This is a genomic window from Hymenobacter chitinivorans DSM 11115, from assembly GCF_002797555.1.
Classification (GTDB): domain Bacteria; phylum Bacteroidota; class Bacteroidia; order Cytophagales; family Hymenobacteraceae; genus Hymenobacter; species Hymenobacter chitinivorans.
In genome coordinates this window covers 150427-166381 of the sequence record NZ_PGFA01000005.1, presented here as the reverse complement: position 1 = coordinate 166381, position 15955 = coordinate 150427, and the positions used below count along the sequence as shown (strand labels likewise).

The window sequence follows — 15955 nt, the reverse complement described above, 5'->3', positions numbered from 1 at the left end:
CGGGGCGTCCCGGTTTCAACCAACTTTCCATGCGGCACTTTCTGCTTGTAATACTCCTGGTGCTGCAGTTGCCTGCCCGGGCCAGCCAGATTGCAGTGGGCATCTGGTCGAAGAACTTTCTGGCCTGGGACGTGTGGGAGCAGCAGCCTTCCCGGCTGATGCATCAAATGCTGCTCTACAATAAGGCCTCCCACGAGGTAGCGCTGGAAGTGCGGCTGCTGCGCTTCCGGGAAGTTAATACGCAGTTTGAAACCGTCCCCACGAGTAAAGTACTCTTTCGGGTGAAGCTCCAGCCCGGGCAGTTGCAGCAGCTCAAATACCCCAAGCAAGGCACCGGGCACGACTACATGGAGTTTTTCGAAAACGGCCAGCGCGTGGGCGTGCAGGAACTAAACGGCACCCCGCCGCCCGCCGCGGCAGTGCAGCCCGACTTCCGGTTTTACTCTGCTTCCAGCGCCAACTCCGGCCAATTGGGCTACTGGCTGGCCCTGGAGTCGCTTTACCAGCAGCCCGGGGCGGCGCGCTTGGCCCTGTTCATTCCCAAGGGCTACGACGAGGAATACCAGTTGGTGCGCATTACGGCGGGCCAGGATACGCTCGGCTCCCACCTGCCCAACCTGGACTCACTGCGGGTAATAGATGCCTCTATCATCCGGCTCGACAACCAGAACCGACGGGCCGTGGTGCCGCGCCCGGCCCTGCCGGTTTCCGCCGCCCCGGCCCTGTTTACGCTCGAAACCCAGTACATGAGCAATTCCTACTATTACGACGAACAAAAGGTGCGGCACCCGCGGCTGGAATCAGGGGGTGGGGCCCGGCGCTTCATTCCGGTGTTTGCCCGGCCCTAGGCCCTGCTCGCCGGATTCCGAGGGCCGGATGAGTCATTTTTCCGCCGAAGTTGTTGTAGGGCCGTAAAATACCAACCAGTGCTGTCCAGCCTGGTATCTTTGCCTCTTCTTCTGACCCCTTCTTTCCTGACTTATATGGCCACTTCTGCGAATGGCAAAACCGGCAGCCACGCCAAAAAACAAACGCTGCCCGGCATGCCCACAACCACCGAGCTGCTCACGCCCACGGCCGTACCGGCCCACAAGCTGGTACTGCGCACCCTGCGCCGCTCCGACTTCAAGGCCGTAAAGGCCATCATGGACAAGGTGTACTCCAACATGGAAGGCGCCTGGTCGGCCGAGGAATTCGGCGCCCTGATCCGCAAGTTTCCCGAAGGCCAGATCTGCATCGAGGACAACGGTGAAGTGGTGGCCGCCGCCCTGGCCATCATCGTGCAGTACTCCGACTTCGGCGACCGGCACACCTACGCCAAAATCACGGGGCACGGCAAGTTCAACACCCACAACCCCGACGGCGACACGCTCTACGGCGTCGACGTATTCGTGGACCCCGAGTACCGCTCCCTGCGCCTGGGCCGCCGCCTCTACGACGCCCGCAAGGAGCTCTGCGAAAACCTGAACCTGCGGGCCATGGTGGCCGGCGGCCGGATTCCGGGCTACGCGGCCTACGCCAACGAAATGACGCCGGCCAAGTACGTGGAGATGGTGCGCAACAAGGAAATTACCGACCCCATCCTCACTTTCCAGCTCTCCAACGAGTTTCACGTCCGCAAAATCATCCGTGGCTACCTGCCCTACGACTCCGAGTCCAAGGCCTTTGCTACACTCCTGGAGTGGATCAACGTGTACTACGAGGAAGAGGAAAAGCTCATCGGTAACCAGAAAAGCAACGTCCGCATCGGCATCGTGCAGTGGCAGATGCGCGCCACCCGCAGCCTGGAAGACCTCTTGCAGCAAATGGAATTCTTCGTGGATACCGTTTCGGGCTACAAAGCCGACTGCGTGATGTTCCCCGAGTTCTTCAACGCCCCGCTCATGGCCCTCACCAACGAGGACTCGCCGGCGGTGGCCATCCGGGCTATGGCCGCGTTTACCGAGCCCATCAAGGCCAAGATGATGGAGCTGGCCGTGAGCTATAACATCAACATCGTGGCGGGCTCGATGCCGGTGTACGAGGACGGCAAGCTGCACAACGTGGCCTACCTCTGCCGCCGCGACGGGACCGTCGACGAGCAGTACAAGCTGCACGTCACCCCCGATGAGGCCTCCTACTGGGGCATGCGCGGCGGTGACAAGCTCAAGTGCTTCGACACCGACTTCGGCAAAATCGGCATCCTGGTGTGCTACGACGTGGAGTTCCCCGAGCTGGCCCGCATGCTTTCGGACGAGGGCGTGAAAATCCTGTTCGTGCCCTTCTGGACCGACACCAAGAACGCCTACCAGCGCGTGCGCATCTGCGCTCAGGCCCGGGCCATCGAAAACGAGTGCTACGTGGCCATCACTGGCTCGGTCGGCAACCTGCCCCGGGTCGAAAACATGGACATCCAGTACTCGCAGTCGGCCGTGTTCAGCCCCTCCGACTTCGCCTTCCCCCACGACGCCATCGTGGCCGAGGCCACGCCCAATACGGAGATGACCCTGATTGCCGACCTCGACCTGGACCTGCTCAAGGACCTGAACACCAGCGGGGCCGTACGCAACCTGCGCGACCGGCGCAAGGACCTCTACTCCCTGAGCTGGACGATCAAGAAGTCGGACCGCGACGAGGAGCTGCTAGCCCAGGGCTCCGACGAGCGTCACCCCCGCGTGAGCAAGCGCAAAGCCATTGCGGCCGGGTAAAGCTGGCTTGTAGGTAAGCAAAAAGCCCCGCGTCCTGCGCTAGGATGCGGGGCTTTTTTGTGAGTAGTCAGTAGTGCCCGTCGCGCGCACTTTGTAGTGCGCATACCCCGCGCCGTTAGCATTATTCTGGCCCGCGAACTACAACCAACAGTCGGGGTAGCCAGTGCATCTCAACTATTAGCGCTCAAGTAGGATTTCTGCCCCTAGAATTACCATATCTACCCGGCCTTTCAGCGTCTGGTCGATGAAGGGCGTGTTCTGGGATTTAGATTTCATGAATTCCCGCGTGAAGGTTGTTTCCGCTTCGGTATCGAACAAGAGACAATCGGCTGGTTGGCCGACCTCAATGGCGGCTACTGGTAAGCCCATCAGGCGGCGGGGCTCCGCCGAATAGCGCTTGACCACCAGGTCCCACCCGAATTTTCCGGGCTCGACGAAGTGGTGATAGAGCGACACCAGGGCCGTATCCAGGCCGGTGATGCCATTGGGCGCGCTGATGAAATCCTGGGCTTTTTCGAACGGCGTGTGCGGCGCGTGGTCGGTGGCAATGAGGTCGAATACGCCTTCTTTGAGCCCTTCGAGTAGGGCATCACAATCGGCCTGCGTCCGCAGCGGCGGGTTCATCTTATAGTTCGTGTCGTAGTCGCCGATGTGCTCGTCGGTGAACATCAGGTGGTGCGGGGCCACTTCCGCCGTGACTTTCACATCACCGCGCGACTTCCACCAGCGGATGGTTTCCATGCCGAGCTTGCTGGACACGTGCTGGATGTGCACGTGCGCGCCCGCCGCCCGGGCCAGGCGGATGTCACGGTCAATGATAATTTCCTCCGCGCAGGCCGGTGAGCCCTTAATGCCAAGGCGGTAGCTCATCACCCCTTCGTTCAGGGCGCGCGGTCCGGCCAGTTCCGGCACTTCGCAGTGGCTGGCGAAAAACATCCCAAACTCGGTGGCGTACTGCATTGCCCGCAGCAGCACCGCCGGGTCGGCGGTGGTGTCGCCGTCGTCGGTGAGCATCTTCACCCCGAGCGTGCGCATGCCCTCGATTTCGGCCAGTTCCTTGCCCTCGCGGTTCTTGGTAACACAGCCGGAAGTGTACACCGGAATGCGGGACCGGTGTGTAGCATTTTCCAGCACGGTGGCTATGGCCGTCGCCGAGTCGAGGGCTGGGCGGGTGTTGGGCATCATGACCACACCGGTAACGCCGCCATTGATGGCTGCTTCGCTCCCCGTGGTAATGGTTTCCTTGTTCTCAAATCCGGGGGCGCGGAAATGGACGTGGGCATCAAACATGCCCGGCATCAGAATCCGACCGCGCGCGTCGATAATACGGGCGCCCTCGGGAATGGCTAGGCTTTTGCCGATGTCCTGAATTTTACCTTCGACAATCAGGACATCGCCTTCGAGCAGTACGGGTGAGTTTTCGGTGGCGATGCGGGCGTTTTGAAGGAGGAGCATGGATGGAGGAGTGCTGTAAACCGGCAAGAGATGGTGGGTATTCTGGCTGTTAGAAATGAAAATACACGGGTTGGCCGCCGCGTCCGGCGTTTAGGGCACAATCACCGGCGGGCTGGTTCGTTGCTGGGCGGCATACGCTTCCTGCCGCGGGAATTCCCCGCCCGGGGTGAGCCAGTCGAGTACGGCCATGCGGATGGAGATGCCATTTTCGACCTGGTTGGTGATGAGGCTACGCTCATAGTCCATAACGGCGTCGCACAGCTCGACTCCCCGGTTCACGGGGCCGGGGTGCATGATGTAGAGGCCCCGGTCACGGATTTCTGCCAGCCGGGTGTTGGTGATGCCGTAGACCCGGTGGTATTCCCGGACGCTGGGGAAAAACTGCACGTCTTGGCGCTCCATCTGCACGCGGAGCAGGTACACCACATCGGGCGCCCAGGTCATGGCCGCCTCGTAGTCGGTGAAGCGGCGGATGCTTGCCGGGACATACTTGGGCACCAGGGAACCGGGACCCAGGTAAGCGACTTCGACGCCCAGCTTTTGCAGCAGCGTGCTGGTGGAGCGCGCGACGCGGGAGTGGAGGATATCGCCGATGATGAGGACTTTTTTACCCCGGGGGTCGGGAAATTTCTCCTTAATGGTAAAGGCGTCCAGCAGGGCTTGGGTGGGGTGCTCGTGCGCCCCGTCGCCGGCATTGATGACTGACGCCGTGGTTTGGCGGGCAATCATGCCGGGCAGGCCGGAGTGACCATGACGAACGACGATGTAGTCGGTGCGCATGGCCTGGAGCGTCTCGATGGTCTCGCGCACCGACTCGCCCTTGGTGATGGAGGAGTGGTCGACGTTGAAGTTGGTTACCTCCGCCGAGAGGCGTTTGGCGGCGACCTCAAAGGAAGAGTGCGTCCGGGTGCTGGCCTCGTAGAACAGCATAAGCACGGACTTGCCCTCGAGGGCGGGGATTTTTTTCACCGAGCGGGTGAACAGTTTTTTAAAGGACGTGGATTGGTCGAGCAGGAACTCGATTTCCTCACGGTGAAGGGATGCGATGTCGAGCAGGTCTTTGCGTGCCATACCAAAGTTGAGGAAAGTAAGTACGTGGTCAGAATGAGGGACGGGTAAGACTATCTGTTTTTGATGGTCTTACACCACATTTGAGTTATGAAGTGCGACTTAGCTGTGGGGTAACTAACGAACTCAGCGGACATAAAAAAACCGTTTCGGAATCCGAAACGGCGGGGCAACACTCAGAAAAAACAACGGAAATACCAGTGGCAAAATCGGGAAAACAGATGGCGGCGAAGACCTTCCGGTCCTCCCACGGTTCCCTGCCGAGCAGGGTTCCGCGCTTCATCAACTGGTATTTTGGTTGAAGCATGACGCAAAGCTACGGAATTGTTAAGCCTGGCAATTCATCGGTAATGTTAAGTTTTTATTGCACCCTCTTTCTCAAGTTTTATTTCCGACCTAACGAGCTAAGCCACGCCCTTTTTGTCATCCTTTTCCCCATCAAAAAAAATTATGGCTTGCGTAACCAATTGCTTTGCAAGCACAATCCACCTTAACTTTAGCTCTTTATTCCGCAGGCTCAGCTGGCGGCTTACCACTTTCCGGTGGCAAACAGCCCCTCAAAAACTCAGTGTTTCAGGGGCGGCTTCGTTTTCGGGCGGGCCCCATTGGTTTCGGTTACACTGCCGTTCCGGTCGCATTCAAGAAAGGACTTGGCAAGAAAATCAACCCTTTCTGATGCCCTGCTCCTCCCCGCGCCAACGTCTGATTAATCCGGCTTACAAGCGCAGGGCCTCCGTAAATAAAGCCGGTGTACAGCTGCGCCCGCAGCTAGTTTTCCCTGCGCATCGGCCGCCGAGCGGCCACTGTCGGTTCTAGCGCCGCGCCAGCCGCGCGACAGTGGCCGCCGGGACGCCATTATTGAACCCCGTGCGGTTTACGAATGCTTAGCCGGGTATAGGGACGAAAGCTATAGGCCAAGCCAGTGGAACAGGGCGTTTACGAGCAGTAAGTAGAAGGCAGTGGCCAGCAGGGTGTAGAAAGTGTAGCGGGTAACGCGGTGTGCGGCCAGATCATGTCTCCAAGAATTCGTATTCTTCGCCACGTCGGCCACGTGCGTACGGGCTAAATAATCACCTAACCGCCTGCCTCCACTAACGGTCACCACGAGCACCTCCACGGGCCATATAATGACTGAAATGTTGCGCAAAAACGACTGCCACTCATTTGCGGGAGCTCCTGACGTCTCTTGCACCTGCGTATCGAGCAGGCGTTTTAGTGGGCTTTGACCGTTGAGAAAATCCTTGTTCAGATAAAGCACAAGCAGGCCATGGAACCCCCAATTTCCCCCAGCCGGAAAAAGCACCATTGGAAGCACGCCAATCATACATAGAAAAACATGTTCCCCTAACATGGAGAGCAAGCGAAACTTTCGGTTAACAGGTCTTTTTAGCAAGACGGGCGACGAGGTTGATAATAGCGAAACGGTGGTTAAGATATATCACCCGAACCACAGTGCCCTCCCCTTTCCCCTCGCGCAGTCGCTCGGCTGGGCTCTAATGGCCCAGCCAGCACGGGACGTTCGGAGCCCAGCCCCTTAATTCGGCAATAATCGAGTGACTGCCAGGGGGCTCTGAGGAGCGCTACCGGCGTAGTACAACTATTGCGGCACAGCTAACTGCCGCGTGCATTGATCCAGCCACCGCCAAGCTGGCAGCAACGAGTAAAACACCTTGGACTCGAACTGCTGATCGAACCGCATTAGTAGTTGGGTGTTGGAATAGGGCCAGGGCCGATCGGCGGCGAGCAGAAAGGCAATGCCGCGCAGGTTGGGGCACTTCGCTTTAATCTTGGGCATCCATTCGTACTCTATCCAGGCACTGGCCTCGCCCCACTCGCCGCTGCCCCCCCGCGTATCGTGAAACAGGCCCAGGGGCTGCCATTGCTGATTAAGTCGCAGCCCGACCTGAGCCGCGCGCACCAGCTCGTCGCTCGTCATGTGGCCATGCCAGCGCACGTAGAGCACCTGGTTGCGGGGGAAAAAGGTGTATTCGGCCACAACTGCCCCAAATGAATCATAGGTCGTGTGAACGTGCTGAGCCCTGCCGGGCGGCAGCGCTACGAGAGTAGTTGCCTGTGCCATAACCATGTATTTACTTTAATATACTGATTAATTCACTACATCGAAAGCCTCGTGGCTCGGCCGTGCGCGTCCCGCTCTATAAGCTCATTCCTGCGGCGGGGCTAATTCGCAGCAGAGGTGCTACCTCTTAAGGGTGACTCGGCACAGCCGGGCGACTGTGCGAGCAGTCCAGGCAATTCTTCCGGTAGCCTTTCGGGTATATTTGCCGAACAACTTTCTTCTAATTCCACGTGCGTTTCTATTTCGCAACTCTTCTCGTATTGCTGGCCCTGCCAGGCCTGGCTCAAAACGGCAGCATTGAAAAGGTTAACACCAAGTTTGAGAAGGGTACAGTTACTGATAATCGGCGCACCGGCCGCTGGGAATACTATGATGGTGCGGGCAGGCTAGAGCTGATTATGAATTATGATTCCAGCCGCGTTGCTTATATGCCCGCCGACACCGCGCATTATATCGTTTGGCTGGATAATGCGTGGAACTCTATTGTACCCAACCGCCCACCTCGCATGATGGCAAGCACGGTTGAGTATTTACTAGAAGCTGGCAAAACCATTCAAATCCCCCAACCGCAGACAGAGGGCCGCGTGGTGTACTCCTTCGTTGTGAATGAGCAAGGCCGGACGGAAGACCTAACCGTAGAGGAGGCTATGCCCACTCCCTTTATGGAACAAACGCTCCGGGCCTTTCAAAAAATGCCGCCCCAGTGGATACCGGCTATTGCCCGGGGCAGGGCCGTTAAAACGCGCTGCTATTTTGTTGTGTACTTTCTAAAGGGCAGCAGCTCTAAGCTTGAGAAGCTGAGCAAGTCGCTACCGAAGCTACCCAAAACATACCGTTCGGAGATAGTAGTCACGGCGCTGAGGTAATAACACGTCTGCCCCGATAGGAATGGCGAGACGCAGCTAGACGCTTCTACCTGGGCGTGGGTGGATGGATACCGGGCTTCTCAGTTGCCTTGCCTAGGGGCGGCGTTTCCGGCCGAGGTCGACTTCAACCAGGTCGACGTGCAGGCCCGCCACACCGCGCTGCCCGCCTTAGCCGGTTTCTATTCCGACCGTTCGGAACTTCGGCCCGGACGTTTTTTTTGCATTCGTACCGCCTTTGCGGCCCTTGCTCCCGCGTAATTTCTGCTCATCTTGTAGGCTAACTTTTAATCAACTTTATGCAACAGGACTACCTTGATCAAGACTACACCGACGACCGGGTTGAAAACCCTTCGGTATTTGCCGATCTGCTCGACTCTCCCCTGGCCCTGACCCTGGCCACCTCGGGCCAGCGCTTCGCCAACTCCGTTATTGACACCATTGCCTTTTACATGCTTTTCTTTGCCCTGGCCGTAGTCCTGGGCATTTTGTCGGCTGTTATCGGCAACGCGGCCATTGTTGACAGCCTGGATGGGCCCCTGGGTACGCTGTTGAGCCTAGGCGTGCTGTTTGCTTACTATTTTGGTATGGAGCTGCTCACGGGCCGCACGCTGGGCAAGCTCATCACCCGCACCCGGGTGGTAATGGAAGATGGCACCAAGCCCACGGCCTCGGCCATTGCCAAGCGGACCCTGTGCCGGATGATTCCCTTCGAAGCCTTCAGCTTTTTGACCGACGGGCCCGGCATGCACGACCGGCTGTCGAATACCCGGGTCGTGAAGACCAACTAAGGCTGCCCCGTTCTAGTGCCGCCACAAAAAAGCCGGTCGGGAACGTTCCCGACCGGCTTTTTTGCGCCTCACGGGCTTGTTCATTCCCAATCCGGCTTTTATTTACCTAAACTTCCGGGGGCAAACCCACTTTTGCCCTCGGTTTCGTCATTGTATTCCCTTAAGCTCTCCACCCATGAAATCTGTGCTTATCACCGGGGCCAACCGCGGCCTGGGCCTCGAACTCACCCGGCAGTACCTGGAGCGCGGCGACCAGGTCTTTGCCGCCACCCGCCAGCCCGAGGGCGCCACCGACCTGCAGGCCCTGGGCCAGCAGTACCCCGGCCAGCTCGTGGTGCTGCCCCTGGACGTGACCCGGGCTGAGTCGCTAACGGCGGCCTACGAGCAGGTGGCCGCCGCCACCGACCACCTCGACATTCTGATCAACAACGCCGGCATCCTGCCCGGCCACCCCGGCTCGGGCATCGACGACAGTTCCGAAACCCAGAAGCTGGGCCAGCTGCGCTACGACGACGCCATGCAGGTCTTCGCCACTAACGCCGTGGGGCCGTTGCTGGTGACCCAGCAGTTCTTACCCCTGCTCAAGGCCGGCCATAAAAGCCGGGTGGTGAGCTTGTCGTCGGGGCTGGGCTCGTTGGAGCTCAAGGCCTCGGGCAGCCACTACCACTACAGCGCCAGCAAGGCAGCCATGAACATGTACATGCGCACTCTGGCCGCCGAAGCGGGCCACTACGGCATCATCTCCATCATGGTGGACCCGGGCTGGATGCGTACCGACATGGGCGGTACCGGCGCGGCCCTGCCCGCTGCCGACTCGGCCCGGGGCATCATCCGCCTCACCGACCAGCTTCACGCCGAGGAAAACGGCAGTTTCGTGACCTGGCAGGGCAAGCCGGTGGCCTGGTAATTCCGGCCAACTGCTCATCACTACAGACGAGGGCAGCTTCCATTGGAGGCTGCCCTCGTCTGTTTAGGTCCCTCGCCGAACGGCGCCAAACCTCGGCTACAACAAGAGCTGCCAAGTCGGCTCCGTATTAAAAATTAATTAATTCAATCCAAAGTCGCCCGGATACCCGTAGAGGTCCAACAACCACATCCGGGCCGGTGGCTACCGGCCTTCAATTCTTCATCCCCAGTTGCCATTATCATGAAAAAAAACGTTACAAACCCATTGCTGGCTTTTAGCAAAGCCTTACTCGGTTTCACAATCGTAGGCCTGACGGCCGCTGCCGCCCCGGCCGCCGCCCAAACCGCCTACGCACTCACCATAAACCAACTCGGGGACTACGGCCTGGGCACGTTCCAGATTGCGACGCCGGGCACATTTACCCCCTCGTTACCGATTACCGGCCTGGGCGCCGACCAGGAGCTGGTGGGTATTGATGTGCGGCCGGCCACGGGGCAGCTTTTTGCCCTGGGTTACAACGACAACGTTACGACTAACAACGCCCAGCTCTACACCCTGGCTCCCACGGGCGCCCTCACGCCGGTGGGCGGTCTGATCAGCCTGAACCTGGGCCGGGACGGCGGCACCCGCGTCGGCTTCGACTTCAACCCCACCGTGGACCGGATCCGCGTAACGGCGGGCCTGACCCAGGCCAACTACCGCCTGAACCCCGTGACCGGGGCCGTGGCCGCCACCGACGGCAACCTGGCCTACGCGGCAACCGACGCAAATGCTGGTCAGGTGCCGGGCGTGGGCTCGTCGGCTTACACCAACTCCTACATTGGGGCCACGGGCACCACGCTCTTCAACCTTGATGATAAGTTTAACCGGCTCGTGCGCCAGGACCCGCCCAACAACGGTACGCTCAACACCGTGGGGCCTTTGGGGGAACCAATCAACACTAACTTCCAGGTATCAGACCTCGATATTTACTTCAACCCGACTTCGGGCCAAAACGAGGCCTACATGTCGGTATCGACGATTTCCCCAACTACGTTCACGGCTACCAACCTCCTTTTCTCGGTCAACCTGACCACCGGCGCTGCAACGGCCGGCCGCACCTTGGGAGCCAATAACGGGTTCAGCGTAGTAGATATAGCTCTGGCTATCAGCCGGCCCACTACCTTGCCGGTCATTACCGGTCAGCTGGTGTACGCCCTGGCGGGTACCAACCTGCTTACCTTCGACTCGGCCCAGCCCTCGTTGGTGCGCACGGCCGTGGGCATTACCGGCGTCGATGCGGCCCAAACCCTGGTGGGCCTCGACGTGCGGCCCCTGAATAACGCCCTGTACGCCCTGGGCTACAACTCTACGGCCCAGACGGCCCAGCTTTACACCATCAACGGCACCACCGGCGTGGCTACCCCTACCAGCGGCGTGTTTGCCCTGGCCCTGGGCACGGGCGGCGTCAGCTTCGACTTCAACCCCACCGTGGACCGGATTCGGGTGGTGGGCGCTAACCGTAACAACTACCGCCTCAACCCGGTAACCGGTACGCTGGCCGCCACCGATGGCCCCGTAGCTTACACTACTGGCACCAACACGCCTACCATCGGCGCCGTGGCTTACACCAACAGCTTCGCGGGCTCTACCACCACCACGCTCTACAACTACGACGAAGTCCTGAACCTGCTCAACACCCAGAGTACGGCCAACCCGCCCGCCGACGGGCAGCTGACCACCGTGGGCAGCTCCGGCATCGTGGCCAATACCAACCCGGCCAACGTGGATATGGATATCTACAGCACCGCCGGGGGTACCAACTCGGCTTACTTGGTGGCTACCACGGGCACATCGGCCAATAGCTCCTTCTACACCGTGAACCTAACTACCGGTGCGGCCACTTCCGTGGGCGTCATCGGCAACGGGATTACCGTCCGCGACATTGCCGTGGCCGCCGCCACGGGCGTTACCACCGGCACCCGCGAGCGGACGGAAGTAGCTGGCCTGGGCCTCTACCCCAACCCGCTGACGGCCGAAACCCGCCTAGCCTTCACGCTGGCCGCCCCGGCCCGGGTGACGCTGGTCGTGACCGATGCCCTGGGCCGGCAGGTCGACCGGATTGAAGCGGGCCGTTTGGGCGCTGGTACCCAGGGTATCCGCTGGAACAGCACTTCAAACCTGCGGCAGGGTGTGTACTTCTTCCAGCTGCTGCTCGATGGCCAGGCGGCCGGTACCCAGCGCGGCGTCCTGCTCGACTAAGTTTCGCTACGGTAGCTGAACACTAAAAAAGCCCCTTCGCAAGTTGCGAAGGGGCTTTTTTGCTTTTCAATACGGACCGTCTTAGCTTCCCTGGGCGGCCAGGTGGGCGTGGTCACGCAGAATAGTGCGCAGAAAGGCTTCGTCGTTCAGGTCGGTTTGCACGCCGGTTACTTGCTTGACGCGGTTGGCCACTTCGTTGATGAATAAGTAATTATCCCGCTCCAGCCCTTTGGCCAGTAATTGCCGGATGGTAGCCACGTCGTGGTCGGCGAGCAGGGCTGCCTGGGGAAACACCACCACGTAGTTGACGTCCGTCAGGTCGGGAGCCAGCAGGCTGCCCACGTTCTGGCGGGGGCGGGTACTGACCACGCAAGTACCCGCGGCCAGGTCGCCGACGCGCTGCCCTTTGCCGTTAGCCAGAATCACGATTACCGCCACCAAGCCGCCCATAAAGCCCATATCCACGATGCGCAGCACCCAGCGCAGCAGGTAGTCGCCGATGCGGGGCGGGGTGCCGTCGAGGCGGATAACCTTGATGTGCCGGGCTTTTTTACCCAGGCTCTGGCCATTGAACAGAATTTCGCAGAGCAGGTGGTAAAACATGTATGGCAGGCCTACCAGCAGGGCCACGATTAAAAACATAGCCTCCTCCTTGATGTCTAGCAGGGTAAGCAGCAGCACCCAGGCCACTGCCCAACCAATGATAATCAGGGTATCAACGATATTGGCCACGATACGCTCCCCAACGCTGGCCACCTCGTATTCGAGCGTGACGTTCTGGGTGGTCTGGACGCGAATGGTACTCATAACAGGACAACGGGAGAAAAGTACTAATTGCAGAAAAAGCCCAAGGGCACGCCAAGGACGGAATTTAGTCCTTATGTAAAGGCAATCAGGTCGAAAAATTTACCAATCTTCGCAAATCCGGGTCCGGTTGCGTACGGTCCCGGACCGGGCCTGATGCATTCGGAAAAGCCGGGCTCCTCCCGGCCTACCGGGCCCCAGCCACGCCGGTCGGCCGCTTGAAACGATGCTTGTTAGTTATGAACCCAGTATATGCGTGAGGCGGTATTTCTTCGGCAAAATGAAGCAAAATGGCGGCGCTACGAAAATGAGCCCCCCGCTGGTCCCGACGAGCTGGCCGCCCGCTTTATCGAGCTGACCGATGACTTGGCGTACGCCCAGACCTTTTACCCGGCTTCCACCACCACGCACTACCTGAATGAGCTGACGGCCCGCCTGCACCAGAAGCTCTACAAAAACAAGAGCGAAACTACCACGCGCTTCGGCCACTTCTGGCGCCACGAGCTGCCGCTGCTGGTAGCCCAGCACCACCGCAGCATGGCCTGGTCGCTGATCCTGTTTACGCTTTTCACTCTGCTAGGCGGACTCTCGGCCGCCTACGACGACACCTTCGTGCGCGTCGTGCTCGGCGACGAGTACGTGAACCGCACCCTGGAGAACATCGAGCGGGGCGACCCAATGGCCGTGTACAAGGGCGCGAGCGAGGCGCCGATGTTTCTCTACATCACCATCAACAACATTTACGTGGCCCTGACGGCCTATGCCCTGGGGGCTACGCTGGGTTTGGGCACGGTCTGGGCCCTGTTTCGCAACGGGGTAATGCTGGGCTCCTTCCAGTATTTTTTCTACCAGAAAGGGGTTCTGCTGCCCTCTTTGCTCACCATCTGGATTCATGGGACGCTGGAAATCTCGGCCGTGGTGCTGGCCGGCGGCGCCGGGCTGGTTATGGGGCGCAGCCTGCTGTTTCCCGGCACCTTCTCCCGGGCCGACTCCTTCCGGCAGGGCGCCCGCGACGGGCTGAAGCTGGCCCTGGGCCTGGTTCCGATTTTTATCGTGGCCGGCTTTCTGGAAGGCTTCGTGACGCGCCACACCGAAATGCCCATGCTGCTGAGCCTGCTGATTATTGGAACTTCGGCCGCTTTTATCATCTGGTATTTTATTCTGTATCCGCGGCAGCTGGCTCGCCGGGTCCGTACTTCCTGACCTGCTCTCTCCCTATGAAGTCGACTTTTACCACCGCCGCAGATTTTCGGCAGGAACGGGATTTTGGCAATAAAATCGCGGCCACCTTCGAGTTTATTACCAGGCACTGGCGCCCCCTGGGCAAATGTCTGGTGTACTTCGTGCTGCCCGCCACCCTACTCATGGGGGTAGGCCTGGGCCTTTTCACCAATATCGTTTTCAACCTGGCCGGACAGGCCGGTACCGGGAGCCAACTCGACTCGTCGGCGATACTCACGCCCTCTTATTTTTCGGGGGTGGGGCTCACTATGCTGGGTGCTCTGGCCGCCGGCGTGATGCTGATGAGCACCGTGTACGGCTACGTGCTGGTGATTCTGACCACCGAAGCCGTGCCCACACCCGCGCTGGTTTGGCAGGTTATCAAGCGGCGAGTGGGCCGGATGCTGGCGGCCTTTGGCCTGCTCTTCGGCCTCTATATCCTGGTGATGGTGACAATGGTCAGCCTGATGGCCATTACCTCGTACTTTGGCCTGCTCTTCCTGGTCATTTTTCCGGTCCTGCTCTACGTAACGGTGCCTCTAACGCTGTATTTCCCCATTTTGTGGCTGGAAGACGGCAACGTGTGGGACAGCCTGCGCCGCGCCTTTTACCTGGTACAGGGCAAGTGGTGGTCGACGATGGGGCTGCTCCTGGTCACGGGCATGATTCAGGGTATGCTGTGCTTCGTGTTCGTTCTGCCGCAGTACGCCGTCATCATTGGCAAGATGCTCAAAGTCCCGGGCCTCGACTCCGACGTGCTGGGCATCCTGACTCAGTGCGTGTACGCGCTGGGCATCATGTTTACGTATGCCATTCCGCTGTTGGCCACCGCCTTCCAGTACTTCAACCTGGTGGAACGCAAGGAAGGCCTGGGCCTACGCTCCCTGATTAACAACATCGGGCAGGGCATTGCCCCGTTGGCCTACAACCAGACCTACCGCGCGGATGAGGAAGGCGAGTATTAATTCCGGCGGGCCAGCTGTTGCCGCCTTATTTTCCCGCCGGGGTCCCCGCGGCCTTAGCACACTCCGCTTCGTTTTTTCCTTGCTAGTGCCTTTGCGTTATCACCTGCGTTTGTTCTGGACAAGTGGCTTGCTTCTGCTACTGCTGGCCGCTCCAGCCGGTTGGGCGCAGTCTACGCCGGCGGCCCGGCCCGCTAGCCGCGCCCAGCTTCTGCCCGCCGACCAAAGCTCCGCCGTGCGCCTGCGCCAGCCGGCCCCGGGCCACCTGCGGGAGTTGCGGGGCCAGCGCGAGTTTCAGTACGTGGAAGTGAAAAGCGAGCAAAGCGCCTGGAGCCTGTTCTGGCGCCGGGTGCTACACTGGCTCGACGGGGTACTCTCGACGCCCAGCGGCAAAGTAGTGTGGGAATACGGCATCTACGCCCTGCTGGTAATAGCCCTGGTGTTTGTGGTGCTCAAGCTTATGCAGGTCGACCTGACCCGCGCTTTCGGCCGGGCCCCGCGCACCATGCCCCTGCCCTACGATACGGCCACGGAAGACATTCACGGGCTGGATTTCGACGCGCTGCTGACCGAAGCCGAGGCGGCCGGCAACTACCGCCTGGCCGTGCGCCTGGGTTACCTCTACGTGCTCAAGCAACTCACCGACCAGGGCCTGATTCAGTGGCAGCCCGACAAGACCAACCACGACTACCTGCGCGAGCTGACGGCGAGTCAACTGCGGCCCGCTTTCCGGGAGCTGACCCAACAGTTTGAGTACGTTTGGTACGGGGAGCAGCAGGATTTGCCCCCGGCTCACTACAAGCTGGCCCGGGAAGCCCGCGTGGCCTTCCAACGCCAGCTCTCCACCGTGCCCCACGCCGCCTAGCTTTTCTATCT

14 protein-coding genes are annotated in these 15955 nt (G+C 59.9%); 9 read left to right on the top strand and 5 right to left on the bottom strand.

Going from position 1 to position 15955, the window contains the following annotated elements; genetic code table 11:
- Positions 1–29: 29 nt before the first annotated feature.
- Together CLV45_RS23360 and CLV45_RS23355 are read left to right on the top strand one after the other, a co-directional pair.
- Complete coding sequence (locus CLV45_RS23360) at positions 30–848, top strand: hypothetical protein (protein WP_100338919.1); 819 nt, start codon at positions 30–32, stop codon at positions 846–848.
- A 195-nt stretch (positions 849–1043) separates the two neighbouring features.
- Entirely contained in the window at positions 1044–2687 is a 1644-nt protein-coding gene (locus CLV45_RS23355; protein WP_100339060.1) for a bifunctional GNAT family N-acetyltransferase/carbon-nitrogen hydrolase family protein, read from the top strand.
- A 177-nt stretch (positions 2688–2864) separates the two neighbouring features.
- Here the strand turns inward: CLV45_RS23355 and CLV45_RS23350 are convergent, their stop codons facing one another.
- The 4 genes from CLV45_RS23350 to CLV45_RS23335 all read right to left on the bottom strand — a co-directional run bounded on the left by CLV45_RS23350 (position 2865) and on the right by CLV45_RS23335 (position 7206).
- Entirely contained in the window at positions 2865–4142 is a 1278-nt protein-coding gene (locus tag CLV45_RS23350; protein ID WP_100338918.1) for a dihydroorotase, read from the bottom strand.
- Between the two features lie 90 nt (positions 4143–4232).
- Positions 4233–5213, bottom strand: a complete 981-nt coding sequence (locus tag CLV45_RS23345; protein WP_100338917.1) for an aspartate carbamoyltransferase catalytic subunit — start codon at positions 5211–5213, stop codon at positions 4233–4235.
- Positions 5214–6117: 904 nt separating this feature from the next.
- Complete coding sequence (locus tag CLV45_RS23340; RefSeq protein WP_100338916.1) at positions 6118–6534, bottom strand: RDD family protein; 417 nt, start codon at positions 6532–6534, stop codon at positions 6118–6120.
- A 273-nt stretch (positions 6535–6807) separates the two neighbouring features.
- Positions 6808–7206 (bottom strand): hypothetical protein, encoded by a 399-nt coding sequence (locus CLV45_RS23335; RefSeq protein WP_157807758.1) that lies wholly within the window; start codon positions 7204–7206, stop codon positions 6808–6810.
- 314 nt (positions 7207–7520) lie between these two features.
- Between CLV45_RS23335 and CLV45_RS23330 the strand changes: the two genes are divergently transcribed.
- The 4 genes from CLV45_RS23330 (at position 7521) to CLV45_RS23315 (ending at position 12092) form a co-directional block, all read left to right on the top strand.
- Positions 7521–8156: an energy transducer TonB gene (locus CLV45_RS23330; protein ID WP_100338914.1), complete on the top strand. Its 636-nt coding sequence runs from the start codon at positions 7521–7523 to the stop codon at positions 8154–8156.
- A 296-nt stretch (positions 8157–8452) separates the two neighbouring features.
- Positions 8453–8944: an RDD family protein gene (locus CLV45_RS23325; RefSeq protein ID WP_100338913.1), complete on the top strand. Its 492-nt coding sequence runs from the start codon at positions 8453–8455 to the stop codon at positions 8942–8944.
- Positions 8945–9119: 175 nt separating this feature from the next.
- On the top strand, positions 9120–9851 hold the full coding sequence (locus CLV45_RS23320; RefSeq protein WP_100338912.1) for an SDR family oxidoreductase: 732 nt from the start codon (positions 9120–9122) through the stop codon (positions 9849–9851).
- Positions 9852–10091: 240 nt separating this feature from the next.
- Positions 10092–12092 (top strand): DUF4394 domain-containing protein, encoded by a 2001-nt coding sequence (locus tag CLV45_RS23315; protein WP_100338911.1) that lies wholly within the window; start codon positions 10092–10094, stop codon positions 12090–12092.
- A gap of 81 nt (positions 12093–12173) precedes the next feature.
- Here CLV45_RS23315 and CLV45_RS23310 read toward each other — a convergent pair whose 3' ends face one another.
- Positions 12174–12899 carry an RDD family protein gene (locus CLV45_RS23310; RefSeq protein WP_100338910.1) on the bottom strand — a complete coding sequence of 242 codons (726 nt, stop codon included), beginning with the start codon at positions 12897–12899 and terminating at the stop codon, positions 12174–12176.
- A 249-nt stretch (positions 12900–13148) separates the two neighbouring features.
- On the opposite strand from CLV45_RS23310, the gene CLV45_RS23305 reads away from it, so the two are divergent.
- The 3 genes from CLV45_RS23305 (at position 13149) to CLV45_RS25415 (ending at position 15944) form a co-directional block, all read left to right on the top strand.
- The gene (locus tag CLV45_RS23305; protein ID WP_100338909.1) at positions 13149–14099 is read left to right on the top strand and encodes a stage II sporulation protein M; all 951 of its coding nucleotides are present in this window, start codon (positions 13149–13151) and stop codon (positions 14097–14099) included.
- A gap of 14 nt (positions 14100–14113) precedes the next feature.
- Positions 14114–15082, top strand: coding sequence for a hypothetical protein (locus CLV45_RS23300; protein ID WP_100338908.1), 969 nt, complete (start codon positions 14114–14116; stop codon positions 15080–15082).
- A gap of 127 nt (positions 15083–15209) precedes the next feature.
- Positions 15210–15944 (top strand): DUF4129 domain-containing protein, encoded by a 735-nt coding sequence (locus CLV45_RS25415; RefSeq protein WP_245882973.1) that lies wholly within the window; start codon positions 15210–15212, stop codon positions 15942–15944.
- Positions 15945–15955 lie beyond the last annotated feature (11 nt).

Excerpts from the sequence above, each read along its gene's own strand:
- CLV45_RS23300 (WP_100338908.1), top strand. The coding sequence starts at position 14,114 with ATGAAGTCGACTTTTACCACCGCCGCAGATTTTCGGCAGGAACGGGAT.
- CLV45_RS23325 (WP_100338913.1), top strand. The coding sequence starts at position 8,453 with ATGCAACAGGACTACCTTGATCAAGACTACACCGACGACCGGGTTGAA.
- CLV45_RS23315 (WP_100338911.1), top strand. The coding sequence starts at position 10,092 with ATGAAAAAAAACGTTACAAACCCATTGCTGGCTTTTAGCAAAGCCTTA.
- CLV45_RS23350 (WP_100338918.1), bottom strand. The coding sequence starts at position 4,142 with ATGCTCCTCCTTCAAAACGCCCGCATCGCCACCGAAAACTCACCCGTA.
- CLV45_RS23340 (WP_100338916.1), bottom strand. The coding sequence starts at position 6,534 with ATGATTGGCGTGCTTCCAATGGTGCTTTTTCCGGCTGGGGGAAATTGG.
- CLV45_RS23360 (WP_100338919.1), top strand. The coding sequence starts at position 30 with ATGCGGCACTTTCTGCTTGTAATACTCCTGGTGCTGCAGTTGCCTGCC.
- CLV45_RS23355 (WP_100339060.1), top strand. The coding sequence starts at position 1,044 with ATGCCCACAACCACCGAGCTGCTCACGCCCACGGCCGTACCGGCCCAC.
- CLV45_RS23345 (WP_100338917.1), bottom strand. The coding sequence starts at position 5,213 with ATGGCACGCAAAGACCTGCTCGACATCGCATCCCTTCACCGTGAGGAA.
- CLV45_RS23305 (WP_100338909.1), top strand. The coding sequence starts at position 13,149 with ATGCGTGAGGCGGTATTTCTTCGGCAAAATGAAGCAAAATGGCGGCGC.
- CLV45_RS23310 (WP_100338910.1), bottom strand. The coding sequence starts at position 12,899 with ATGAGTACCATTCGCGTCCAGACCACCCAGAACGTCACGCTCGAATAC.
- CLV45_RS23320 (WP_100338912.1), top strand. The coding sequence starts at position 9,120 with ATGAAATCTGTGCTTATCACCGGGGCCAACCGCGGCCTGGGCCTCGAA.